This is a genomic window from Microcystis sp. M015S2 (assembly GCF_020245945.1).
Taxonomy (GTDB): domain Bacteria; phylum Cyanobacteriota; class Cyanobacteriia; order Cyanobacteriales; family Microcystaceae; genus Microcystis.
In genome coordinates, this window is record NZ_JADBTX010000007.1 from 1 (window position 1) to 24,181 (window position 24,181).

Annotated in this window: 24 protein-coding genes and 1 pseudogene; 17 read left to right on the plus strand and 8 right to left on the minus strand. The window is 41.6% G+C overall.

The window, feature by feature from the left end:
• The 6 genes from IM473_RS01110 to era form a co-directional block, all read right to left on the minus strand.
• Window positions 1-1,131 (minus strand): type IIL restriction-modification enzyme MmeI (locus IM473_RS01110; protein ID WP_353845136.1); only part of this gene is annotated, 1,131 nt, incomplete at its 3' end.
• A 380-nt stretch (window positions 1,132-1,511) separates the two neighbouring features.
• Window positions 1,512-1,787, minus strand: coding sequence for a MoaD/ThiS family protein (locus IM473_RS01115; RefSeq protein ID WP_271948446.1), 276 nt, complete (start codon window positions 1,785-1,787; stop codon window positions 1,512-1,514).
• A 106-nt stretch (window positions 1,788-1,893) separates the two neighbouring features.
• Window positions 1,894-3,198, minus strand: coding sequence for a threonine synthase (gene thrC / locus IM473_RS01120; RefSeq protein WP_287659016.1), 1,305 nt, complete (start codon window positions 3,196-3,198; stop codon window positions 1,894-1,896).
• A gap of 536 nt (window positions 3,199-3,734) precedes the next feature.
• Window positions 3,735-4,280 carry a 16S rRNA (guanine(966)-N(2))-methyltransferase RsmD gene (rsmD, locus tag IM473_RS01125; RefSeq protein ID WP_287659017.1) on the minus strand — a complete coding sequence of 182 codons (546 nt, stop codon included), beginning with the start codon at window positions 4,278-4,280 and terminating at the stop codon, window positions 3,735-3,737.
• A 3-nt stretch (window positions 4,281-4,283) separates the two neighbouring features.
• Window positions 4,284-4,961 carry a uracil-DNA glycosylase family protein gene (locus IM473_RS01130; protein WP_287659019.1) on the minus strand — a complete coding sequence of 226 codons (678 nt, stop codon included), beginning with the start codon at window positions 4,959-4,961 and terminating at the stop codon, window positions 4,284-4,286.
• Between the two features lie 232 nt (window positions 4,962-5,193).
• Window positions 5,194-6,150 (minus strand): GTPase Era, encoded by a 957-nt coding sequence (gene era / locus IM473_RS01135; protein ID WP_287659020.1) that lies wholly within the window; start codon window positions 6,148-6,150, stop codon window positions 5,194-5,196.
• A 35-nt stretch (window positions 6,151-6,185) separates the two neighbouring features.
• Between era and IM473_RS01140 the strand changes: the two genes are divergently transcribed.
• From IM473_RS01140 to IM473_RS01155, 4 genes are all read left to right on the plus strand, one after another.
• Complete coding sequence (locus IM473_RS01140; RefSeq protein ID WP_287659021.1) at window positions 6,186-6,953, plus strand: DUF6816 family protein; 768 nt, start codon at window positions 6,186-6,188, stop codon at window positions 6,951-6,953.
• A 231-nt stretch (window positions 6,954-7,184) separates the two neighbouring features.
• The gene (locus tag IM473_RS01145) at window positions 7,185-8,171 is read left to right on the plus strand and encodes a serine/threonine protein kinase (RefSeq protein ID WP_287659023.1); all 987 of its coding nucleotides are present in this window, start codon (window positions 7,185-7,187) and stop codon (window positions 8,169-8,171) included.
• A 547-nt stretch (window positions 8,172-8,718) separates the two neighbouring features.
• Entirely contained in the window at window positions 8,719-10,284 is a 1,566-nt protein-coding gene (locus IM473_RS01150; RefSeq protein WP_287659821.1) for a serine/threonine protein kinase, read from the plus strand.
• 342 nt (window positions 10,285-10,626) lie between these two features.
• On the plus strand, window positions 10,627-11,907 hold the full coding sequence (locus tag IM473_RS01155) for an HhoA/HhoB/HtrA family serine endopeptidase (RefSeq protein ID WP_287659819.1): 1,281 nt from the start codon (window positions 10,627-10,629) through the stop codon (window positions 11,905-11,907).
• Window positions 11,908-12,179: 272 nt separating this feature from the next.
• Here the strand turns inward: IM473_RS01155 and IM473_RS01160 are convergent, their stop codons facing one another.
• Window positions 12,180-13,859 (minus strand): WD40 domain-containing protein, encoded by a 1,680-nt coding sequence (locus tag IM473_RS01160; protein ID WP_287659818.1) that lies wholly within the window; start codon window positions 13,857-13,859, stop codon window positions 12,180-12,182.
• A gap of 136 nt (window positions 13,860-13,995) precedes the next feature.
• On the opposite strand from IM473_RS01160, the gene IM473_RS01165 reads away from it, so the two are divergent.
• From IM473_RS01165 to IM473_RS01185, 5 genes are all read left to right on the plus strand, one after another.
• Window positions 13,996-14,190, plus strand: coding sequence for an NAD(P)H dehydrogenase subunit NdhS (locus tag IM473_RS01165; protein ID WP_002759298.1), 195 nt, complete (start codon window positions 13,996-13,998; stop codon window positions 14,188-14,190).
• A gap of 2 nt (window positions 14,191-14,192) precedes the next feature.
• A complete protein-coding gene (locus tag IM473_RS01170) occupies window positions 14,193-14,867 on the plus strand; it encodes an HAS-barrel domain-containing protein (protein ID WP_002759297.1) in 675 nt (224 codons plus the stop codon).
• Between the two features lie 256 nt (window positions 14,868-15,123).
• A complete protein-coding gene (locus IM473_RS01175; RefSeq protein ID WP_287659817.1) occupies window positions 15,124-15,468 on the plus strand; it encodes a hypothetical protein in 345 nt (114 codons plus the stop codon).
• A gap of 126 nt (window positions 15,469-15,594) precedes the next feature.
• Window positions 15,595-15,810, plus strand: coding sequence for a hypothetical protein (locus IM473_RS01180; RefSeq protein ID WP_002782275.1), 216 nt, complete (start codon window positions 15,595-15,597; stop codon window positions 15,808-15,810).
• Window positions 15,807-16,088: a type II toxin-antitoxin system RelE/ParE family toxin gene (locus IM473_RS01185; protein ID WP_008207104.1), complete on the plus strand. Its 282-nt coding sequence runs from the start codon at window positions 15,807-15,809 to the stop codon at window positions 16,086-16,088. The genes IM473_RS01180 and IM473_RS01185 overlap by 4 nt, the downstream gene beginning before the upstream one ends.
• A 58-nt stretch (window positions 16,089-16,146) precedes the next feature.
• Here IM473_RS01185 and IM473_RS01190 read toward each other — a convergent pair whose 3' ends face one another.
• On the minus strand, window positions 16,147-16,482 hold the full coding sequence (locus tag IM473_RS01190) for a hypothetical protein (protein ID WP_287659815.1): 336 nt from the start codon (window positions 16,480-16,482) through the stop codon (window positions 16,147-16,149).
• 189 nt (window positions 16,483-16,671) lie between these two features.
• On the opposite strand from IM473_RS01190, the pseudogene IM473_RS01195 reads away from it, so the two are divergent.
• The 8 genes and pseudogenes from IM473_RS01195 to IM473_RS01230 all read left to right on the plus strand — a co-directional run bounded on the left by IM473_RS01195 (window position 16,672) and on the right by IM473_RS01230 (window position 23,973).
• Window positions 16,672-16,913 (plus strand): annotated as a pseudogene (locus IM473_RS01195) (hypothetical protein).
• Between the two features lie 529 nt (window positions 16,914-17,442).
• Window positions 17,443-17,667, plus strand: a complete 225-nt coding sequence (locus IM473_RS01200) for a Calvin cycle protein CP12 (protein WP_002792997.1) — start codon at window positions 17,443-17,445, stop codon at window positions 17,665-17,667.
• A 175-nt stretch (window positions 17,668-17,842) separates the two neighbouring features.
• Window positions 17,843-18,436 carry a DUF3177 family protein gene (locus IM473_RS01205; protein WP_287659810.1) on the plus strand — a complete coding sequence of 198 codons (594 nt, stop codon included), beginning with the start codon at window positions 17,843-17,845 and terminating at the stop codon, window positions 18,434-18,436.
• A gap of 32 nt (window positions 18,437-18,468) precedes the next feature.
• On the plus strand, window positions 18,469-18,753 hold the full coding sequence (locus IM473_RS01210; protein WP_287659809.1) for a DUF7734 family protein: 285 nt from the start codon (window positions 18,469-18,471) through the stop codon (window positions 18,751-18,753).
• A gap of 229 nt (window positions 18,754-18,982) precedes the next feature.
• Window positions 18,983-19,993 carry an L-histidine N(alpha)-methyltransferase gene (egtD, locus tag IM473_RS01215; protein WP_287659807.1) on the plus strand — a complete coding sequence of 337 codons (1,011 nt, stop codon included), beginning with the start codon at window positions 18,983-18,985 and terminating at the stop codon, window positions 19,991-19,993.
• A gap of 40 nt (window positions 19,994-20,033) precedes the next feature.
• A complete protein-coding gene (ovoA, locus tag IM473_RS01220; protein ID WP_287659805.1) occupies window positions 20,034-21,389 on the plus strand; it encodes a 5-histidylcysteine sulfoxide synthase in 1,356 nt (451 codons plus the stop codon).
• A gap of 235 nt (window positions 21,390-21,624) precedes the next feature.
• The gene (locus IM473_RS01225) at window positions 21,625-22,059 is read left to right on the plus strand and encodes a VOC family protein (protein WP_012266905.1); all 435 of its coding nucleotides are present in this window, start codon (window positions 21,625-21,627) and stop codon (window positions 22,057-22,059) included.
• Between the two features lie 135 nt (window positions 22,060-22,194).
• Window positions 22,195-23,973, plus strand: coding sequence for a S8 family peptidase (locus tag IM473_RS01230; protein ID WP_287659803.1), 1,779 nt, complete (start codon window positions 22,195-22,197; stop codon window positions 23,971-23,973).
• The last annotated feature ends 208 nt before the right edge of the window (window positions 23,974-24,181 follow it).

The window sequence follows — 24,181 nt, forward strand, 5'->3', positions numbered from 1 at the left end:
AATCTCTAAATCTCGTAACTCCCGATAGGTAATAATTAAAAAGTTGCCGCAACCACAGGCAGGATCAAGAAAATATAAATTAGCAATCTTTTTCTGAAATTCTAGTAATTTATTGCGATTGCCTTTAATCTTCTCAAATTCCCTGTGTAAATCATCTAAAAATAATGGTTTAATCACCTTTTGAATGTTCTTCTCGGAGGTATAATGCGCCCCTAAATTGCGTCGCTCTTTTGGATTCATTACCGCTTGAAACATAGAGCCAAAAATAGCAGGAGAAATTTTTCCCCAATCAAAAGCACAAGCTTCTAATAACATGACTCGCATCTTGCTATCAAAAGCCGCTAAAGGTAACGACTCCTCAAATAACTTGCCATTTATGTAGGGAAATTGAGTGAAATTCTCATCGATATTTTTTAATCTTTTTTCTTCTGGTGTATTCAAAACCTGAAAAATAGCATCAATGTGCATCGCCAAATCACTGCCATCTTCTTTGGTATGTAAATCGATATATTCCCAGAAAATCCCCTTATTAAAAATACCCGTATCATCGGCAAATAAACAAAATAATAAACGCACTAGATAAACTTCTAAATTATGCCCCATATAACCAATTTCTTTCAGGCAATCATGAAGTTTTCCCATTAACTCGGCAGCTTGGAGATTGACGGGATCTTCGTCTTTATAAACTCGCTTTTCGTAACCAGCAATAAAATCAAATAAATGAACATTATCAACAAAATTACTTAATTCAAATTCCCATTGATTGCCCGAATCTAAATCATATAATTTAAACCGTTGAAAATCCGAGACTAAAATATAACGCGGTAAATCATGTTCCTTTAAATTGGGAAAATAATCCTTAGCCTGTTGTGTGGCTTTTTCTAAATCTTTCCCCTTTGATTTATGCTCAACTAAAATCGTTCCTTTCCAGAGTAAATCAATAAAACCCTGTTTATTATCTGCTTTTTTTATCGGTTGCTCAAAACTGGCTACCCTACGCCGTGAAATGCCAAAGACATTAAAAAAATCATTCCAAAAAGACTGAGATTCTGCTTTTTCTGAAGTCTCTCCTTCCCACTCTTTTTGAAAAGCGATGGCGCGATTTTTTATTTCATTCCAACTTAAAGGCATAGTTTTAATTGCGGTTCTATTGGAGTTAAGGTGATAAGCTTATCTTCCCGAAAAAAGGGCATAAGCCTTATGTCCCTACCATTAATTAATATCATGCCGGCTGTAGGGGTGCATCGCGTGCGCCCATTATGTAACATTGTGAACATTTTTCACCTGATGTCCAGAGGACCCAAAATGGATAAAATGTGTCACCTTAAAAGGCAAAAGATGCGTTGGGTGTCGATTGAATATAACTAATGAACAACCACAAAGGCACAAAGGACACAAAGATTAGGTTTTTCTGGCAACCCTAACTAAAACTTACCTGAACAAAAGCCCCCAGAAAACATCACTTTCTAGGGGTTTAATTAAAATTGACGGAAAACAAACTTATGGGGAGGTTAACCTCCAGCTACCGCAGGAACGATACTGACTTCATCGCCATCTTTTAAGGGGGTTTGTGTCCCATCGAGGAAGCGAATATCTTCACTGTTGACGTAGAAATTTAAAAAGCGCCGGGGTGCGCCCTCTTCATCGCATAAGCGGGCTTTAATACCGGGGAAACTTGCTTCTAAGGATTCGATTAAATCACCGACACTACTAGCACTACACTCGATGGTAGCCTTATTTTCTGTAAATTTTTGCAGGGGAGTAGGAATGAGAACTTTTACAGCCATAGATATCAAGGAAAAAGTGGAAAGGACGGTAAGCTGCGCGCGAATTTAAGTTGCTTGTGGAGATGGGGCAAGAGGATAATCGCCCCATCATCCCTGAACATCAATTCTAGACGAGAACCTGTTGCCATTCGAGGCGTTCGAGGGTGCGGGAACGTTCCAGGGCCCGTTCAAAGCTTTCTAATTTCGGTTCGATTAACAGGGGTTCACCGATATAACCCTGTACCGCTTCTTGGGTTTTTAGACCATTACCGGTAATATAAACGACCGTGGTTTCTTCGGGGTCGATTTTACCCGCTTCTACTAATTTTTTCAAGACAGCGATGGTCGTACCGCCCGCGGTTTCTGTGAAAATGCCTTCCGTTTCTGCCAAAAGTTTAATACCTTCGATAATTTCGGCATCGGTAACGGATTCAATATTACCGCCGGTTTTACGCGCAATATCCAGGGCATAAACACCATCGGCGGGATTACCAATAGCGATCGATTTGGCGATAGTATTGGGTTTAACTGGGGCGACAAAATCCCGTCCTTCCTTGAAAGCTTGGGCAATGGGGGAACAACCCTCCGCTTGCGCGCCACTAAAACGTACTGCTTTATCTGCCACCAAACCGACTTTAATGAATTCTTGGAAGCCTTTATAAATCTTGGTAAAGAGGGAACCACTGGCTAAAGGTGCGACAATATGGTCGGGGAGTTTCCAGCCTAATTGTTCAGCCACTTCAAAGCCTAAGGTTTTGGAACCTTCGGAATAGTAGGGACGCAGATTGATGTTAACAAAACCCCAACCGTAGGTATTGCCCACTTCTGAACAGAGACGGTTAACCTGATCGTAATTGCCTTTAACCGCCATTACCGTGGGATTATAGATTAGGGTGCCGAGAATTTTACCCGCTTCTAAATCGGAGGGAATGAAAACACAACAGTCTAAACCGGCGTGAGCGGCAATAGCGGCGGTGGAATTGGCCAGATTTCCCGTACTAGCACAGGAAACGGTGGTAAAACCTAATTCTTTGGCCCGGGTAAGGGCGACGGATACCACTCTATCTTTGAAGCTGAGAGTGGGCATATTGACGGCATCATTTTTAATGTAGAGGTTTTTTAGACCCAAGCGCCGGGCTAAACGGTGGGATTTAACTAGGGGAGTCATGCCCGTACCCACATCGATAGGATTTTCACTTTCCACCGGCAAAAAGGAACGATAGCGCCAGATGGAATTGGGACCTGCTTGAATGCTTTCTCTGGTAACGGTGCGACGGATGAGGTCGTAATCGTAGTCCACTTCTAGGGGGGCAAAGGTTTCTTCGCAGATATTCAGCGCTTTCAGGGGGTAAGAAGTCCCTCCTTCCTTAGAAACCAAGCGGGTAAAGGTGGGGATGAATTTTCCAGTCTCGATGTTTGTCGCTAGGGTCATGATTTGTTTTCCTGTCTTGCCGTCAACTGATGTACAAGCATCCTATCACTGGCAAAATCTTAGTGTCAAATATACCCGACAAAAATAGTCGGGTATAAATTTATACAAAAACTAGGGGATAATCTGGGGAGAAGCAAGGGTTAAGGGGAGATGGTTAAGCTGCCGTGTCAGGAAACTTCGGGGTAGTTTTAGGTCAAAAAAAGGACTAGGAGAAGGATTTTAAGTGTTTTAGGAGGCTATAGCCTATTTACTGCGAATTTTATCGAAATAAGCTCTGATGTTTCTTTAAATAGCTTAAATAGGGGGCGATTAACTGCGGTTGTCAGAAAGTTTCTCGCTTTACTCCGGATGATTGTCAAGAAAAGTGACAAATTATGTGATTTTGTTGAGAAATAATAATTTTTTCTGGACTGTCAAATAAAATTGACTATTTTCAGCAGGAGTCAGGAGCCGGTCGTCAGGAGTTAGAAGATTGCTTTTATTTATTCTCCCCACACCCCACACCCCACACCCTACACCCTCTTTCAAGTCAGTGGTCAGGAGATAACTGCTTTTTGATAAAAAGTTAAGGTGGTATTGCCGTAGCGTTTCTGACGACAAATGGTTAAACCTTCTAGATTAATTGCTTGCCAAGATTTGGGATTGTGTTCCACGGCAATTTCCCCCAGAGAATCTAATAAATTATATTGAGAGATGGCAGTTAGTACCGGTAAATATAAACCGCTTTCGTAGGGAGGATCAAAATAAATTAAATCAAAACTTTTCCCCGCTAAAGTGGCTAACTTTGTCACCACATCCCCCCGAATTACTTGAAATTGCTGGGGAGAAGTTGCTAAATTGCGCCAATTTTCCTTGATAATTTCGCCAGCGCGTCCTGATTGTTCAATTCCGATTACTAGACTCGCACCTCGACATAAAGCTTCCGCACCCATGGAACCATTACCCGCACAAAGATCCAACCAACGACAGCCGGATAATTTCTGTTGCCAGATATTAAATAAAGCTTCTCGCACCCTTGCTGTCGTCGGACGGGTTAATTGTCCTGCTAGGGTTTTTATGGGACGATTGCCGTAAATTCTCATCGGTTAAAAGGCAAATTCAGTTAATCTTTTTTGTAATAAATCAGGAAAAAGAGCATAGTATCTTTGATTGAGAGGAGAGGGATGGGGGAGAGGCAATAAAGTCACTTTCTTTTGCTGTTTTAATCCATCTTCATCGGTAGCGGTAAGGGTAACTAGCAGTTTTTTGGTAAAGCGTTCTTTATCAAGATAGAATTTATCCACTTCTTTGGGTTTCCCGTAGGGTTCAAACCATTTAAAAGCTTCCGTGCCAAGGGGAATGATATGATCACCTTGCCAATAAAAAACGAGCAGTTTTTCTATAAATGGACGAAAACGATCTTTCACTTCCCCAGAATAAGCTTTATTACCAGGGGGTTTGTAGGGAACTGTATTAGTTAGGAAAATTCGATCGCACACCGATAATAGCTCTTGACGATCATGGGATTTTCTCCCCTGCCAAGCTTGAAAAAATCCCTCTCTTACCATTCTACCGGCAGCCCCGATCAAAGGTTGTCCTGCGTACACTTCATCTCGTCCTAAATCCCGGCCAAAAAAGCATAACTGACTATCAAGATTCCCAGCATACAAAACTGGTTCAAAGGGGTCTTTTTTTGCCTCTTGGTAAATCAGGGTATCGATGGGAAAATCCTCTTTTTTTGCCTCTTGGTGTACCTGTTTGATTAGGTTTGTAATATCGGCCATTATTCCAGAAATCAGTTATTAGTGGTTCTCCATTCTACTACAAAAGTGAAAATTATCAGCCGTCAGTCTTCAGAAGTCGGTCTTCAGAAGTCGGTCTTCAGAAGTCGGTCTTCAGAAGTCAGGAGATTATTTTTATTTTTTCTCCCCACTTCATAATTCATAATTCCCTCTTCCCGCTCACCAATTCATAATTGATAATTGATAATTCATAATTCATAATTCCCCGCTCCCTTCACTCCTCGGTGCGATAGCCAAATTCTGCTAAAAGTGAGCGAGATTGTCGCCATTTCGGTTCTACCTTCACAAATAATTTTAAATATACCTCCCCAGCGATTAACTTTTGAATAGCCGATCGAGCGGAAGAGCCGATCGCTTTTAACATACTGCCATTTTTACCGATGACGATCCCTTTTTGGGAAGCTCGTTCCACATTGATGGCGGCAAAAACCTTGGTTAAAGCGGGAGTTTCCTCGACGCGTTCAATCACCACCGCCACAGAATGGGGAATTTCCTGACGGGTTTGCAGTAAAATCTGTTCGCGGATTAATTCGCCCATAATAAACCTTTCCGGTTGATCGGTGACTAAATCGGGGGGATAGTAATAGGGACCGACTTCGAGGGAATCAATTAACAGATTTTGCAGTTCTGCGATTCCCGTCCCCTCCAGTGCCGAAAACTTGAGCAGAGGCCAGTTATTTTCCGTCGCTAAGGTGCGATAACTATCGTCGATAGGCTCCGGGTCTTCCGGTTGCTGATCGGCTTTATTTAGCCCTAAAATCGTGGGAGTTTGGTTTTTAGTCAGTAAATCGGCAATATAGCGATCGCCATTGCCCAAAAAATTACTACTATCGACAACAAATAAAACTAAATCTACAGAATTTATGGCGTTTTCGGCATTTTTAACTAAAACTTTGCCTAATTCGTGATGGGGTTTGTGAATGCCGGGGGTATCGACAAAAATCATCTGGGAGCGCTCGTCGGTGACAATGCCGCGTAAACGGTTGCGGGTAGTTTGAGCGATGGGAGAAGTAATGGCGATTTTTTGTCCCACTAATTGATTCATCAGGGTAGATTTGCCCACATTAGGACGACCAATAATGCCAATAAAACCCGATTTAAAACCGGTCGGTGCGATGGGAATTACTGCCGAATCGAGATTAAAGGCTTGGGAGTTGATAAAATCGTTCATAATTAAAGAATATTACTTAAAAAATATTTTTACCCATGCAAAGGATAATTTTGTTCTTGTTAGTATTAATTCTAGGCTGTAGTAACCATTTAGAATTATCTATAGCGGGAAATTTAAGCGATCGCTTAACTAATTATCCTCGCTGGATGACTAAACCAGTGGTTAGTTTTGCCAGTGGAGATTTAGTTTATCCCGATTGGATGGTAGGCAATTGGACTGTCACCAGTACCCTAATCGATTTAACCGCTCCTCTTGCTCCCCAGATTATCACACCAGGTTTTGAAAGTAATCGTCGTTACCTGGAACAATCGATCGAGTTTCCGGTGAGATTCATCGAGAAAGCGATGGCCAGACCGATAAATGCTGCCTTTTTATCCACTATTATCAGTAAACCATCAATTGTGGCCGATCGATCCTTTAATGGTTTAGCAATTAGTCGCGCCTACTTAGGTAATCAATCGGTATTATCGGTAAAAACTGACCCTAATAATCCCAATCGTCAGATTACCTTTTTACGCGGCGCTCATCAACTAATTTCCACCGTAATTGCCAGAAATAGCGAAACTCCTAGCCAAAATCAATTTATTGCCACAGAAATTATTCAACAAATTTTCCGGGGAGAAACCAATACTTATCTTAATGAGGTGGAAACCACCACCGCCTATCAGTTATTATCTCCTAATAAAATTCTAGGCGATCAGGTGACAGCCATTTATCTTTCCCCCCAATCCCCTGATTATTTCCAAGCGCCGAATCGTCCTGTAGCTTTGTATCGTTATCGCCTAGAATTGCTGAAAGATTAATAGAAATCCTGTAAAAATCAAAAATCTTCCCTTAGATGAGGAGACAGGAGGAGAAAAAAGACAAGAGATAATCCTAGCCATAAAACCTAAGATTAGGTCAAATTTATCTAATTGGGTCGCCAGTCGCCGGTCGCCGGTCGTTAACACCACATTAGGTTATACTTCTAGGAAAATGACATCGCTATTAAAATAAGTTTAATTAATGTTTGTGAGCAGAGGAGCTAGGAGTTAATGGTTTGGGATCTGGGCAAGAAAATTAAAGATGGCCAGTACACGATTCAGGAAGTATTGGGTGAAGGAAGATTTGGCATTACCTATCGAGCCAGCGATCGCAATGGTGATTCAGTGGTGATCAAAACGCCGAGGGATGTGGGTTTTAAATTGTGGGAGTCTGAGCGTTTACAGAAACTTTTTTGGCAGGAAGCGAGTAAATTAAAAGGTTGTGATCATCCTCATATCGTGCGAGTTAAAGAGTTATTTTCAGAGGGTAAAGCTAACTGCATGGTTATGGAATATATTGATGGGACGACCTTAGATCGGCGCTCAACAAAAATTTTACCAGAAAAAGAAGCCTTACGCTACATTGAGCAGATTGGACAGGCTTTAATGGTGGTACATAGTCGCAGTTTTCTGCATCGAGATATTCGACCGGGTAACATTATGATTCGGACTGGTAAACCAGAAGCGGTCTTAATTGATTTCGGTTTAGCCTTAGATTTTGATGAGGAATTAACCAAAACTCGTACCCAAGAATTAGCCTCAGGTTTTGCGCCTATTGAGTGTTATTCTCGTGATGCTAAACGCGGAGCTTTTACCGATATTTATAGTTTAGGAGCCGTGTTATACGAGCTTTTAACGGGTAAAATTCCAGTGAATGCGATGACTCGAAAAATTGATCATCAGCCTTTAATTGAGCCGAAAACCTACAATTCAGAAATCAGCCCTAATATCAACAAAGCCATTCTTTGGGCATTGGAATTAGACATAGATAAACGTCCTCAGTCAGTGCAAGCATGGTTTAAGGATTTAGGTTTGTCTATTCCCAAAAAAGAACAATTTAAAATATCTCAACCCATTGTTATTAATTGGACATTAGTGTGGGCTGGTGTCGCGGCGATTGCTACTTTATTAACGGCTTTAGGTGTACCAGAATTGATGAAGCAAAAGTTTACACCTCAACCAACTCCGACAGGTTCTCCCCAATCTTCTCCTAAGTAGGTAGGCGTTAAAAATTATCAAATGCCCCCCTTATCAAGGGGGGATCAAGGGGGGATCAAACCCCCCTTATCAAGGGGGGATCAAGGGGGGATCAAACCCCCCTTATCAAGGGGGGATCAAGGGGGATCAAACCCCCCTTATCAAGGGGGGATCAAGGGGGGATCAAACCCCCCTTATCAAGGGGGGATTAAGGGGGGATCAAACCCCCCTTATCAAGGGGGGATCAAGGGGGGATCAAACCCCCCTTATCAAGGGGGTATCAAGGGGGGATTAAGGGGGGATCAAGGTGGGATTAAGGGGGGATCAAAGGCGATTGCAGTTCGATAAACTCACTAACCACAATGGGATGCAAGACGTGCCATTGGTGTAAACTTAAGCACCACCAAACTCCCGTAAGGGCGAAGCATTTGGGCAATAACCTATCGCTGAAACCGTAAATTTTTTATCCGAATGCTTCGCCCCTACAAACTCAAATACCAAAACATAAGCCAATTTTGAGACAAAAGCAGATTTTTTGGTATGATAAAAATAACTATTGCAAAATTCTATGGTTTGGCAAGCGGGACAACTCCTCCACAATGGCAAGTACGAGATCCTTGAGGTCTTGGGACGGGGAGGTTTTGGCCTGACCTATAAAGCACGTCATCGCCAACTCACCCTGGAAGTGGTGATCAAAACTCCTCATATTTTGCAAAAAAGAGATACGGAATACGAGGATTATGTTAGACAATTTGAGGCGGAAGGACGCAAGTTAGCCAAATTTTCCCAGACTCCCCATGCCCATATCGTCCGTATTTCCGATTTTTTTACTGAAGGTCAAGTTCCCTGTTTGGTGATGGATTTTATTCAGGGTCAAACTTTGATGGAAAGGGTGAAAACTCAAGGAAAATTATCGGAAGCGGAATGTTTAAAATATATTCGGCAAATTGGCAGCGCATTAGAGGCAGTTCATCAAGCAGGAATGGTACACCGAGACGCTCACCCTGGCAATATTATGATTCAACCCAATGGGAATGCTATCTTGATTGATTTTGGCATTGCTAAAGAGATTATTCCGGCTGGTAGTAGTTCGACGGATTATGCCGCAAATCCCAGTTTTGCCCCCTATGAACAAATTTATGGAGGTAGCAAGGCCAATCGTCAGCCGAGCGTGGATATTTACGCCCTAGCCGCCAGTTTTTATTATGCGGTAACTGGTCAAAAACCGACTCCTTCAATGGAACGCCGTTTAGATAATCGTCCCTTAACATCACCGAAAGAAATTAATCCTAATTTAAGTGATCATCTTAACACAGCCATTACTCTGGGCATGGCTTTAGAAAAAGAAAACCGCCCTCAGTCCATGTCCGATTGGCTTCAACAATTGGAATTACCACCGCCTCCTGTAGAAAAGAAATATCGTCAAGAAAAAGTTAATCCCCCACAGGCAAGGAACGAACCAAAAAGGGCTGAAACAAAAGCCCCTGTTAACCCAAAACCTTCTGAAAATTCTCTTCAGAAAAAACTCCAAGCTCTTCCCTGGGATTGGTTAATCGGTGTGTTTCTTGTTTATGGTCTATTTGGTTACGGTTTAGCTGCCAGTTCAGCACGATGGCAAGTTGTGGCTGTGGCTGTGGCTTGGGCTGGGGCTCTGGCTTGGGCTGTGGCTGGTGCTGGGGCTTGGGCTTGGGCTGTGGCTCTGGCTCTGGCTTGGGCTGGAGCTCTGGCTCTGTTGTGGGCTAGCACTCTAGCTGGGTATGGGTCTGAGGGTGTGGTTGTGGCTTGGGTTGCGACTGGGGTTGTGGCTGGAGCTGTAGCTAGGGCTGTGTTTTGGCTCTCAGAGAAAACTTCAATTTTTGATCCCTGGAAAGATACGGCTTGGTTTCATACTCTCTTGTCCTTTGTTTTTCCTGGATTGATAGGTTGTATTACTCTCAGTCTTATATTTCGTGACAATTTTGTTGTAATGGGAATAATGATCATAGTAATATTATCTATTCAGGTTTATACTACAATCAATTTAGATAAGAAAAACTTTAGTCATTTCAATATTTTTCTGATTCTTGCTGTTACAAATTTAAGTGGTTTAGCAAGCGGTTGGTTATTGCGTTTTCTCCTGCATTCCAAAGGCTAACAAAACATAAAACTATCCTCATAATTCCGTTTTTTCTATTGTTATCTTCCCTAGATTAGGTTAATTAATGCAACCCAAAAACTAAATTGCCCCCTAGTAGTGACTCTATTCTGCTGAGGAGCATCTCACTTGTGCCATGCGTATTAATGCTTATAGCTGTCAAAAACTATAAAACAATGAGCTTGCAATCAAAAGTTCATGTCTGCGTCACAGTAAGTTCATATCCCCTGCCTAAATTAGAGATAGTCAGTCCTCAGCCGTTTTCCGAAACACTCCTCTCACACCCACGATTATTAGGACTGACTTTTATTCCCTTCTCAAAATGGTTAAACAGTAAAAACTATGACTCGCAATATTTTTAACGATAATATTTCCCCGAGCAACGAAGGTAATCCCAAACGCTCCAAATCTTCTGCAATGAAAAAACTTTTTGCCTATTCCTCCTTACTGGTTTTGGGTGCCGGGTTAGGTATCGGTGCCACCTACGCCTACAGCCAAAATCCTCTAGAATTAGCCCAAAATATTGCCCCCGCTGCCAATAATCCTCGCCCCTCCACAGCAGCCGCATCCGCTCCCTCGTCTCTGGTTATTCCTACCAATTTTGTCGCTTCTGTGGTGCAAGAAGTGGGGCCGGCGGTGGTAAGAATTAATGCTTCTAGGGAAGTCAATGGAGGCGGTGATTTTTCGGAATTTGCTAACGATCCTGTTTTCCGTCGCTTCTTCGGTTCTCAAATACCAGAGCGAGGAGAAAAACAAGTTCAAAGGGGTACAGGTTCGGGGTTTATTATCAGTAATGACGGTAAAATTATCACCAATGCTCACGTTGTCGAGGGAGCAGATAAGGTGACTGTTACCCTCAAAGATGGTCGCACTATCGATGGTAAAGTTTTAGGTAGTGATCCTTTAACTGATGTGGCAGTGGTACAGGTAGAAACGAGCAATTTACCCACGGTTAAATTAGGTAATTCTGATAGTTTACAAGTGGGAGAATGGGCGATCGCTATCGGTAATCCTTTGGGATTAGATAACACTGTCACCACGGGGATTATTAGCGCCAAGGAACGCAATGGCTCCCAAATTGGTGCTAGTGATAAACGGGTGGATTTCCTGCAAACTGATGCGGCAATTAACCCCGGAAATTCTGGCGGACCTTTGTTAAATGCTCGGGGAGAAGTCATCGGAGTTAACACCGCTATCATTCAAAATGCCCAGGGTTTAGGTTTTGCTATTCCGATTAAAACTGCCCAAAGAATCGCTGAACAATTAATCGCCACGGGTAAGGTGGAACATCCCTATCTCGGTGTTCAAATGGTGCAGTTAACTCCAGAGGTAAAAGAACAATTAGCCGATAGTCCCATGGCTGATAATTGGACTATCCCCGATGATTCTGGTGTCTTGTTGGTGCGGGTGATGAGAGATTCTCCTGCCGCAGCAGCAGGATTGCGATCGGGTGATGTGTTAAAGTCTGTAGGTGGTAAGAATGTCACCGATCCCGATGCGGTTCAGGAAATTGTGGCTAATACTCAAATCGGCGATAATTTACCCGTAGAAATTAGCCGAGAAGGACAAAAAATTAATCTGAATATTCAAGTGGGTAGCTTGAATACTGCTAACAGATCCTAGTCTGGAAGATAAGTGGTAGAAGACCTAAACTTTATAGAGATCTTGTTAGTAAGCTCTCTATATTTATGGTTTTACTTTTGGCTCTTGAATTGAATAATTATAGCATTTATCTTAATGGTGAGATAAGTAGGTAGTCGTTAAAAATTATCAGATACCCCCCTTATCAAGGGAGATCCCCCCGTCTATCGGCACCCCCCTTATCAAGGGGGGATTAAGGGGGGATTAAGGGAGAATCGAAAGATAGTTAAATACTTGAACCTACGCTCACAATTTTACTGTTGCGAGATAGAAAATAAAAACCGCTCGTAAGCTCGATTAATTTTTTGCATAATTTTAATTGCCATGGCGGAGGAATTGTGATCGGGGTGATACTGACGAGCAAGCTGATAATATCTTTGTTTAACTTCTGAAAAACTGGCATTCTTAGAAATTTCTAAAACCTCCCACCAGTCCTCGGAATCGGAGGGCAATATTTCTAATTCTCCTAACATTTCTGACCATATTTTTACCTTATGTCCATAACTACCTGTAATTAAAAATTGACCGTCAGGACTAAATTTTAAGGGAGCAGTTCCCCGTAAAACTTTAATTAATTCTCCTGTTTGTCCTTGCCAAATTTTAATTTCTGTTCGGGAAGCACTAGCAATTAGATGGCGATGAGGATTAATAGCAATACTAATAATTGCCTGCTCGTGTGCCTGCCAACTTTTAATAATTTCTCCTGTCTTTATATCCCAGATTTTAATCGTTTTATCACTACCGCCACTAATTAGATATTGACCATCATTACTAAAAGCTAAACTGTTAACGGCTGCCCTGTCACCGATAAAAGTTTGATAAGCATAACTATGATCAAATCGCCATAATTTAATAGTTTTATCATCACTACCACTAGCAATAATTTGGCTATCGGGACTAATAGCACAGGTATTAACTGCCTCCTCATGACCGATTAAAGTTCGCTTTAATTCTCCTGTATAATAACCCCAGATTCGCAGAGTTTTGTCGTTACTAGCACTAACAATAAATCTTTCATTGGCAGCAAAAGCTAATTGTAAAATTACACCATCGTGGCTATCGGGAGCATTCACACGAGCGAAAAAACTACTTTTATACTGCTTAGTGTCTAATTGCCACTGACTAATTCTGCCATCCAATCCACCAGCAATAATCGATTTACCGTTAGGACTTATCGCCAGAGTTTGGATCGGTTCATTAACTCCCACAAAGGAATAAATTAATTTACCCGTTTCTCGCTGCCAAAGTTTTATGGTTTGATCTTCTCCCGCACTAGCGATAATTTTACCATCAGGGCTAATATCGAGCGCCCCAATATTTTTCTGATGACCTTTAAGAGTTTGGAAACACTGCCAAGATAAACGCTCTGGAATAGTAACTTCTGTAGAATCTAACTGTTGATTTTCCTGAACAGATACTTCTTCTAAAAGTCCCTGTAGTTCTGCCTCTAGATTTTTATATTTTCGCGTAACTTCTTGCCAAAATAAAGCTTCTTCGTACTCTCTAGTAATGCGATCAAAAAATTCTAGATTGCCATAAAAATTATTGTTGGAGTAGGTGGGGGATAACATTTTCATCACTCCGTAGATTCCTAACCCGACTAGGCCGCCAGCGATCGCCATAGAACCGGCACCAACAGCGAAAGCTGTACCTTTAACCGCGACTCCCACACCCCCAAAGGTAGAGTAGATACCGATTCCGCCAAGGCTTCCTATTCCCAAAGCTAACCCGACATTGTGATCGTTTGTTTCTAGTCCTTGCAGACTGGCATAAATTGCCGAACTTGTCAGGATGCCAATCCCCGTCATTCCCACTAAACCGACGCTTATACCGCCAAATCCGCCGACTAAGCCGATATTTCCCAGACAAGCAGATAAATTGGCTCCTGTGACTCCACCGATGGCGGGAATAACAAAATCGAGCTTTTTAGCCATATTTTTCCGAAATAATCAAGTTATTCATCGGGTTTCTCCTATAGAGTGTAGCCTAGTTTGGTATCGACGACCGACCCCCTGATAACTAATTTTTGATAAGCTAAGAGACAGTAATTATAATTTCGTCGTCAATCCTATGATTTTGCCAGGTAGTACCGTTCGAGTCACCAATCCCGATGATACCTACTATAAATTTGAAGGTTTAGCCCAGCGTTTAAGCGATGGGAAAGTGGCCGTTCTTTTTGAGGGGGGTAACTGGGATAAGTTAGTCACCTTTAATCTCTCGGAATTAGAAGAAGTAATTATTGCCCCGGCTAAAGGCAAAAAATAACCATGCGTCCACCCTTACCGCAATTGGCCACGGATAACCGCCATCCCGATCATATCGCCGAAGTTATCGAGACGACGACGACCGAGTTTTTAGCGCAATGTTTGGAACCAGAGGAGTTAAACTTTCCTTTTATGCCCGCTTTTGGTAGTTGGGTAAAAGCCTACGATGAAGAAACGGGTAATAAAATTTTTGGGATTGTCACCTTTGCCACCACTGCACCCATCGATTCGGTACATCGCGCTAGAGCTTTGGGGTTATCTTTGGCTGAATTGCGGGAACAACAGCCGCAGATTTTCGCTATGTTAAAAACGGAATTTCGGGCAACTATTGTCGGTTTTGAAACCTTACCCGGACAATTTAATGGCAATGGTGCCGGGCGAGGTTATATCTATCAATATATTCCTCCCCGTCCTCCACAAATTCATCAGGCCGTTTATCAATGTGAGTCGTTAGAAGTGGTTTATTTTAGTGAACAATTAGACTTTTTACGAATTTTATTACAGGTCAAGAATACTCCCGTGGAAGCTTTGGCAGCTGCTTCTATCCGTCAGATGTATCAATTGCGTCAAGCCGATCGACAATGGTTAGTGAATGTGGGCAGACAGTTAAGTGTTTTACTTAAAGATGATTATGATCGCTTGCGTTATATTCTCAGTCAAATTCATATTAGTCCTTAGATGATTCGGCTCTCTTGGCGCTCTTAGAGTGGTGGAAATCCCTTACTCCCTCTCTTTGTGTCCTTTGTCTCTTTGTGGTTAAGAAAAAAATCAGTAACCCTTGGCCATTCTCGGAAATGTCGGGAATGTTTCTAGATAAAATTCTCTACCCAGTGAATATAGGTCAAGTTTCTGTTTTTTTTGTTCTCTGGGTTGACTAGACAAAAAATGTCGATATAATAAATGGTTATGCGGTAACTCTCGCTGAATAAGGATAATGAGTATCAAGTTAAATATCGGGATATTATTTTTTGGGGTTTTCTTGTGGGGAGAGGCGGTTAAGGCACAGCTAGTTCCCACTAAGGGTTTATCTCCCTATGGTGAATATCGTCAAGAAATCCTCAATTTAGGTTGGAAGCCAAAACCAAGTGTTGTTCCAGATTATGTACCAGGTTGGCCAGAAATTATTTGTGGAAACAGATTATGTAGTGCTCCCTTTATTTCTCCCAATGGGAAACAAATTTTAACTTTATCTGTTTGGTTTGATGTTAAGCCTGGATACATAAATTATTATGTGGCTCCAGATTTTGATATTGTTGAAGTTGAGCAATCAATCCAATAGACCTCGACCTAATTTAACTTAGTGCGATCACCAATCTCTTAGGTGGGGTACTCGGAACGAAACCCAACATCATTTTTAGCCTTGATTGTAAATTCTAGATAGTTTAATCGATCGCCCCTTAAGAAAATGGCAATACAAACAACCTTTGCAGAGATTTTAGAAGCAGCCGAGCAACTTCCCCTTGAAGATCAAGAAAATCTCATTCATATTTTACAGAATCGTCTTCGAGATCAAAAAAGAACAGAGTTGTTTAGAGATGTTCAAGAAGCTCAACAAGAATTTGCACAAGGTCAATGTCAACCCCTGACACCTGAACAAATCATGGAGGAAATTCTTTCGTGAATTTTGTTTTATTACGCTCCAATATATTTATTAGAAATGCTCGAAAAATTGTGAAAAAACAGGCTTTTTTAGCTCAAAATATCCAAGAAACTTTAGCTTTATTATCCGTAGATCCATTTCAACCTCGATTAAGAACACACAAATTAAAAGGGGAGCTTAAAGACTCTTATGCTTGTAGTGTGGGCTATGATTTAAGAATTGTCTTTAAATTCGTTGAATATGAGCAGAAACAGGCAATTCTTTTGGAGTCAATTGGGACTCACGATGAAGTTTATTAGTGCGGATGATTATTGCGCTCAGTTTGGAGAAAACGAACCAGAATCAAGATAAAAAACCCTAAGATGCTTCATTAACGGCTATTTCAGCTTTTTTGAGCGCAATTTGCCATTCTAAGTCGGCTATTTCTCGATCGAGTTCGGCAATTTCACTATTAACTTGCTTTAAATCGGCGATAATTTCCTGTTTACTGCGTTTTCTACCGTAGATAGTCAGTTCATCCTCTTGTAATTTCTCAAGGATAGAGTCTAGGGAAGCGGTTAAATCGGCCGAGGGACTATCCATAATACCTAGACGCATCAATACCTGTACCGCTTTGACAACGTCTTGCTGATAAGCTTCTCTAGAAGGGTAATCTTGGGGGTTTTTGAGATTTAAAGCGTCAATGATATTCATATTCCATCTTATGAAGGTTAAATGCGAAACTGTGATTATGTCACATTTACATACCTCAAGTTTCTAATAAATTCCCTAACAGGGATTGCAATATCTTTTATTCTAGAGTAGAAATGCTCGACCGAGAAAATATTGATAGAGTATTGATAGGAGACTGGGAAAAATTCAACTTTAAGAGGATTGTCACTGATGACAGCAGTTACCGAGAATGATCTGAAAAGGTTAGAAGATTTAATCGTTAGCGGACAGAAAGCGATCGAATCCCGACTGACAGCGATCGAGTCCCGACTGACAAACCTAGAAAATGGACAGAAGGCGATCGAAAACAGTTTAGGAGAAATTAAAGGGGATATTAAGGCCTTAGATGCCAAAGTTACATTTTGGTGACAGGAATGCTGACTATTGCCAGCAAAACAGTCTTTTTCCCCTAGTCCCTAGAATAACTTATTCGATCTGCGCCACCCTGTCTAAGGGAGCATCGAGACTGGTAAGACGGCCTAAATAGGGTCTGCTGAAAAAGTTTTTCGGTGGGGGCAGGGTGTGGGGTGTGGGGTGTGGGGTGTGGGGTTTTACCGGTTTTGAGGTGGCCAATTACCTAATTTTTAGGGAAAAAGTCCCGGAATTTTCCCCCTGATCACTCCCATACCTGGTACTTTTTGATTGACAAAAAGTCTAAAAGTTTTACCCAACAAGGTTTTTAGATTTATTCAGCAAACCCTAAATAAGTCGATATATGCTTCTGCTCGCTGTCTATCCTGGGGAGAAATCCCTGTGGCGTTTCTCCAGTGCGAAATCTGGGCTAAAAATTGGCCTAGTCAGGAAATCTTGATCTTAAATTCCCCTGCGCTAGGATCGGCTCAATAGCACAGGAAGGGCGATCGAGTGGGATAACCGATCCTGTGGTTTGAGAACGTGGCTGTATAATTGTTAGAGTGTCAATAGATCAATTCCAGAGGAATCATGAGCAATATCCAAGATAAAATTCAAGAAGAGCTAGAAAACGCCAGAACCGTCTGTAGTACGGAAGGTGCCACCTCTGGCGAATGCGCCGCCGCTTGGGATGCGGTGGAAGAATTACAAGCAGAAGCAGCTCACCAACGTCAAGACCACCCCCAAAAAACCTACTTCGAAAAGTATTGTGATGATAATCCCGATGCCGCCGAGTGTCGCGTTTATGACGATTAATGGAGTCGGGCAGCGGTTTTTTCTCTCCTCACAGTAGAATCCTAGCTTTAGGGCGATCTCAGCTATAAAGAGATCGCCCCTCGTTTTTTTGTTTGTTGGTCAAGCTGTGGCCGATTTTGGCTCCCGCACCGGAAGACAGTAAAATGGTGACAGTGTAATTATGTCTAAATAGTTTATGAATCAACTTTGGTTTCGTCCTCTCGTTTGGATAGATTATCGTTTAGCCGTCCTATTTACGGTGATTATTCCGGTAATTTTGTTAATTTGGTCTTTATTTGCAAAAATCGAATCATTACAAAAATTGTTGATTATCTATTGGCGAGTGGCTAGTCTTTTGTTAATTACCGTATATTTAATGATTGCTTCCTGGCCGATTGGTTTTGTCACCAGTTTTTTAGCTAAGATTTTAATCCCGATTTCTCTCTGGTTTTGGGTGGATATTAACGATGAAATTAAAGATTTACCCGCTAGTCCGATTAAATTTGTCACTACTGCTTGGCGTTGGGCAGTAACTATCTATTCTCCTTTGGGTGCAATTTCTACCTTACCTTTTCTTTCCTGTGCTATGTCAGGGGAATTGCTAAATTCTCCCTATTGTCAGGTTTGGCAGGAAGCACCCTGGCAGTTTCGCGAGATTTTTCATTCAGAAGCTACTGCTAATGTTTTGGGCTTTTTTGGTTTAGTTGGTCTCTCTTTTTATACTCTCTATTTTGCCCATTTTCTTCTTATTCGCCTTGGCAAACAGGGACGTTCAGCTTTACAACAGTAAGTTTTTAGCTATCGATGATTAGCCATTTTTCTATGAATATTGGTCAACAACTCGAACAATACACCCTCAAAAATCCCCAGGAGGTTTTATTGGTGACTATTGCTGTGGATGGGGAGGAAGAAGAAATCTCTATTTTTAAGGGTTTTTCTAGTTCCCTTACCCGCAGCACCCCCTACGATCCCGATATTCCGCTCATTCCTGAAATCGCGACAATTATTAAGATAGATCGTCTTGCTAGTCCCTATCATCCCCTTAATCCTCGCTATATTCAAGAAAATCTTACTTTAGAGGAAATGCAGTCTTTACTGATTAATTAAACCAGTAATTTTACTTGAATAGCATCAGCTTACTGGCGATCAATTTAACAGCTTTTATTGAGTATCCAGAAACTTTGTCTATCTAGACAAGAGAGAAATTTTGCGGCATTTTAGTGGTAAGATTACCAGGGAACGATAATCCCTGCCAGCATTCAAGCTGTCAAAGTGGATTTCATCCTCGGTATCGATCGAGAACAATCAAAAAACTGGAGAATAATCTGGAGAATCTATGCAACTTAAACAATCTAACCAAGAACTGTTACAAATTGAGTATTTAGCCACCGCTGCTACGGGACAAAATATAGTTAAAGATGATGGCAAAGATGTGATTGAAGGATTAACTAAAAACCCCAAAAGTTTACCATCTAAATATTTTTATGATCGGCAAGGTTCCCAACTTTTTGAAGAAATCTGTCAATTGCCAGAATACTATCCCACTAGGACAGAAGCGGCTATTCTCCAAGAATATGCCCAAGAAATTGTCGCCTATACAGGATCCTGCGAATTGATAGAATTAGGCAGTGGTAGTTCCACTAAAACTCGTCTGTTATTGGACGCTTATTATCAACAGCAAAAATCCTCTAAATATGTACCTATCGATGTTAGTGAAACTATTCTCAAAGCTAGTGCCATAGAATTACAAAAAGAATATCCTAATTTACCCATTCAGGGGTTAATTGGAACCTATGAACAGGCCTTAGCTTATTATCAAAATGCTTCCGATAATACCAGAATGATTTTTTTCTTGGGAAGTTCTATCGGTAATTTTTCTGCGGCTGAATGTGATAAATTCTTAGAAAAAATTGCCACTGTCCTAAAAGCTGGAGATTATTTTTTATTAGGGATTGATCTGCAAAAACCGGTGGCAATTTTAGAAGCAGCTTATAATGATGCTCAAGGGGTGACGGCCGCTTTTAATTTAAATATGCTTTCCCATTTAAATTGGCGTTTTCAAGCTGATTTTAACCTTGATTTATTTAGTCATCAAGCTATCTATAATCAAGATAAATCCCAAATTGAAATGTATTTAATTTGTCAAAAAACTCACCAGGTTCATCTCAAAAAACTCGACTTAACAGTTAATTTTCAAGCGTCGGAAAGTATTTTAACGGAAATTTCGCGTAAATTCAACCTAGAAACTATGCAAAAAGACCTAGAGTCAAAGGGATTAAAACCGCTCAATGTTTTCACCGATCCTGAAAATTTATTTGGGTTAATTCTCTGTCAGTTATCCCTGTAATTAACGAAAAAATTATCATCAGTAATAGAGGCACAAAAACATGGAAAAGATTCAAGCACAGGCTCCTATCTCTCTAAGTAACTGTAGTCGAGAAAATATACTGGACTATTTTGAAAATGCTTGGCAATTAGAAGATCTGCTGTTAAAAAGCATCATCAAAGAAGAAGCTTTTTATTGTAACCCTGATGATTTAAGAAATCCCCTCATTTTTTATTTAGGTCATGCTGCCGCTTTTTATCTTAATAAATTGCAGCTGGTTAACCTATTAAAAAAAAGCCCTAATCCTGACTACGAATTATTGTTTGGAGTGGGAGTAGATCCAGCAACTCCCGCAGAATTAAACTCCGCTATCGCCCATATTCAGTGGCCCGGGGTGGCGAAGGTTTGGGAATATCGTCAACAAGTCTATGAAATTGTGGTCGAAATAATTAAAAATGTACCCCTTAATCTTCCTATTCATCCGCAGCATTCTCTCTGGTCATTAATGATGGGAATTGAGCATCAGCGTGTTCACTTTGAAACATCTTCAATGTTACTCAGACAACTGCCCTTAGATTGTCTGCAACGTCCTTCCGGTTGGCATTATGCCCCTTCTTTTGGTCAAGCTTATCCTAATCAAATGGTAGAGGTTTCTGGGGGAATAGTAGAAATTGGTAAACCCCAGGATTCTCCTGTTTATGGTTGGGACAACGAGTATGGTTATCGGCAAGTTCAAGTTAACAATTTTCTGGTGAGTAAATATATGATTACCAACGGAGAATTTAAAGAATTTGTCGATAATGGTGGCTACGAAAATCCCAGTTATTGGGATGAGGAAGCTTGGCAATGGAAAAATCATTATCGAGTCAAATATCCTAAATTTTGGCTGGTAGATGAGGGAGGAAATTATCAATATCGAGCCATGTTTGATGCTCTCGATTTACCTCTTGATTGGCCAGTAGAAGTTAACTATTATGAAGCGATCGCCTACTGTTGTTTTCAAGGTCAAGGAATACGTTTAATGACGGAAGCTGAGTGGAATTTAGTCACCTATGGCAGTCAAAAAAATCGATGTTATACCCTAGAAAACGATAACTTTGATGACTATAACCTCAATTTAAAATTCTGTTCTCCCACTCCCGTGGGAATGTTAAAAAATGCTGGTAATAAATCAGAAATTTATGATTTACGCGGTAACGTCTGGGAATGGCTAGAAGATGATTTTAATCCCTTAACTGACTTTCAACCCCATTACCTCTATGCTGACAATTCCACTCCTTTTTTTAATAGTCAACATAAAATGATGTTAGGAGGAGCTTGGGTGACTAACGGTACAGAAATCCTACCCTACTATCGCAATTGGTTTCGCCGGAATTTTTATCAACACGCTGGTTTTAGAATCGCACAAAGTCTTTAGGTAGGGTGTGGGGTGTGGGGTTTTACCGATTTTGAGGTGGTCAATTACCTAATTTTCAGGGAAAAAGTGCCTAAAATTTCCCCACCCGATTACTGCAAAGGCCAGCACTTTTTGATGTCTTGAGATTTATTCGGCCAATCCTAGGTAATGGCCAATTTCAAGAAAAAATTCCTGTAACAGTTGCCCCTCGATCGCTACAATGGAACCTAGTAGAGCGCGGATAAACTCGATCGCCATGAATCAACCTGCAATTTTTCATCTCGCTATTCCGATCACCGATGTGTCCACCGCTAAAAGCTTTTACTGTGATGGTTTAGGTTGTTTAGCAGGAAGGGAAACCGAGAAAGCGATAATCTTAAATTTCTCCGGTCATCAGGTAGTCGCTCACGTCACCGAAATGCCTCTTACTCCCCAAAATAGCATTTATCCTCGCCATTTTGGTCTAATTCTGCCGGATGCCAGCGATTGGGACAATCTTCTCGAAAAAGCACGAGTCAATCAACTAAAATTTTATCTCGAACCAAAAACTCGCTTTACTGGGGAGATAACCGAACATAAAACCTTTTTCCTGGAGGATCCTTTCTATAATCTCCTCGAATTTAAACATTATCGCCACTACGAAGCTATTTTTGCCAGTCGGGAATTAACAGCGATCGGCGATCGAGCTTAAAATAAACAACAGGTGACTTTTTTGTAACCGGTTAGTTCTATCTTTAACCGAGACAAAAATAGGGGAACTTCGATAAGCTTTTCTCATCAAAACTACAAAAACCTTAGCTGGTAATGATCAATTCTTAGGAAATCTATGAAAAAAATTTTATTGTTAACCCTATTTATTATCGGTCTAGGATTTGCTATTTTTAACTTTACCGGATTAGCAAATCGGGGCGAATATCAATCAATTTTAATCGACTTTAAAGACGATATACCCGTCAGCGTCCTCGATGAGCAGTTAAATGCTATCAACAAAAAAGCGGGAAAACCCACCAGTTTAAATAGTATCTTTTCCATTGATGAACATCTTTACACTGTTGATGGAGATAGCAAACTCCTGAAAACTCTCCGCAATTCCGACCTAAAAAAATACACCGAATCGATCGAAGCCGATTATATTTATCATGCTTTTATCGCCCCCAACGACCCCGACTATAGCAAACAGTGGAACCTGAGGGGAATTAACATCGAACGCGCTTGGGAAGAAAATCACGGTGAAGGGATCACCGTCGCCGTTATTGATACAGGTGTATCAATAGTTCCCGATCTGCGAGAAACCGAGTTTGTCGAAGGCTACGACTTCGTCAACGATCGCGGCAATGCCGAGGACGATAACGGTCACGGAACCCATGTAGCGGGAACAATTGCCCAATCGACCAATAATAACTACGGGGTGGCCGGCATCGCCTACAAAGCCAAAATTATGCCCCTCAAGGTGCTTTCCGGGACGGGTGGGGGAACCGTGGGAGATATTGCCGAAGCGATCCGTTTTGCCGTCGATAATAAAGCCGATGTCATCAATATGAGTTTAGGGGGTGGAGGCGAAACCCAAGTAATGAAAGAGGCGATCGAATATGCCTATAGTAAAGGTGTGGTAATCGTCGCCGCTGCCGGTAATGCCGATGATAATTCCGCCGCCTATCCCGCGCGTTTTCCGCACGTTATCGGCGTTTCTGCGGTAGATGCCTCTGGAAATAAAGCCCCCTATTCTAATTTCGGGGCCGGAATCGATATTGCTGCCCCAGGCGGCTCCGATACGGGTAAAATTATCCAAGAAACCATCGATCCGGCTAAGGGAGGGGAACCGGCGTTCCTCGGTTTTCAGGGAACCAGCATGGCAGCCCCTCACGTTGCCGGCGTGGTAGCTTTAATCAAGGCTGCGGGAATTAAAGAACCCAATGCAGTTTTAGAGGTTTTGCAACAGTCGGCCCGTAAGATCAATGATGATCCCTTTAATCATTTTGGGGCCGGACAATTAGACGCGGGCAATGCCCTACAATTGGCCCTGAAAGGACAGATTACTTTCCGGGATTTTTGGCGTTGGTTGCGCGATAACGGTTATCTCAATCCCCGTTTCTGGATTGATGGCGGCGCGGTGGCGGTTTTGCCCAAAATGGCTATGGTTTTGGGTTCTTATCTTCTTGCTTGGTGGCTGAGAAGTTATTTTCCCTTCTCCTGGAACGGATTTTTGAATGCTGGTCTAATTTTTGGCAGTTCTGGCTTATTTTTCCTCAGAGGTCTTTATATCTTCGATTTACCCCAATGGCCTTTCCGAGTGATGGGGAGTTCTCTTTCCGACCTAGGAGGCGTTATTCAGGGAAGTTCTGCCCTTAATCCGCTTTTTGCTAGTTTTATCCTGCCCTTTGTCCTGATTGCTCTGCTTTTGAGTCATCCCCAAGCCAAATGGTTAGCAGTGGGGGTAACTTTAGCCATGGCGGTGACTTTAGGTATCAGTGCTGTTATCCATCCTACTCTGATCTGGTTAGGTTCTGGTACGATCGCTCAGGCATTTTTGGGCGTAAATGCGCTTTTATGTCTCGGTTTAGGTTATTTAGCCCTAAAAAGTGCTACTTCATCCCGATACGCTTAAACAGGGGTTACAATAGGACAACAAAGGTGATTTACCGATAAAAACCTCTTTGGTTTTGGTATCTTCCTTTTGTTTTGCATTGAGTTCTCCTACAACAGCAGCCTCGGACATTAACCGAGGTTTTTTCTTTATGGTGTATCTTAGTTTCTAAGGGTTTTTTGGGAATCCTCAATGCCTATCCCGACAGTTTTCCTCAATACCCCTTCGG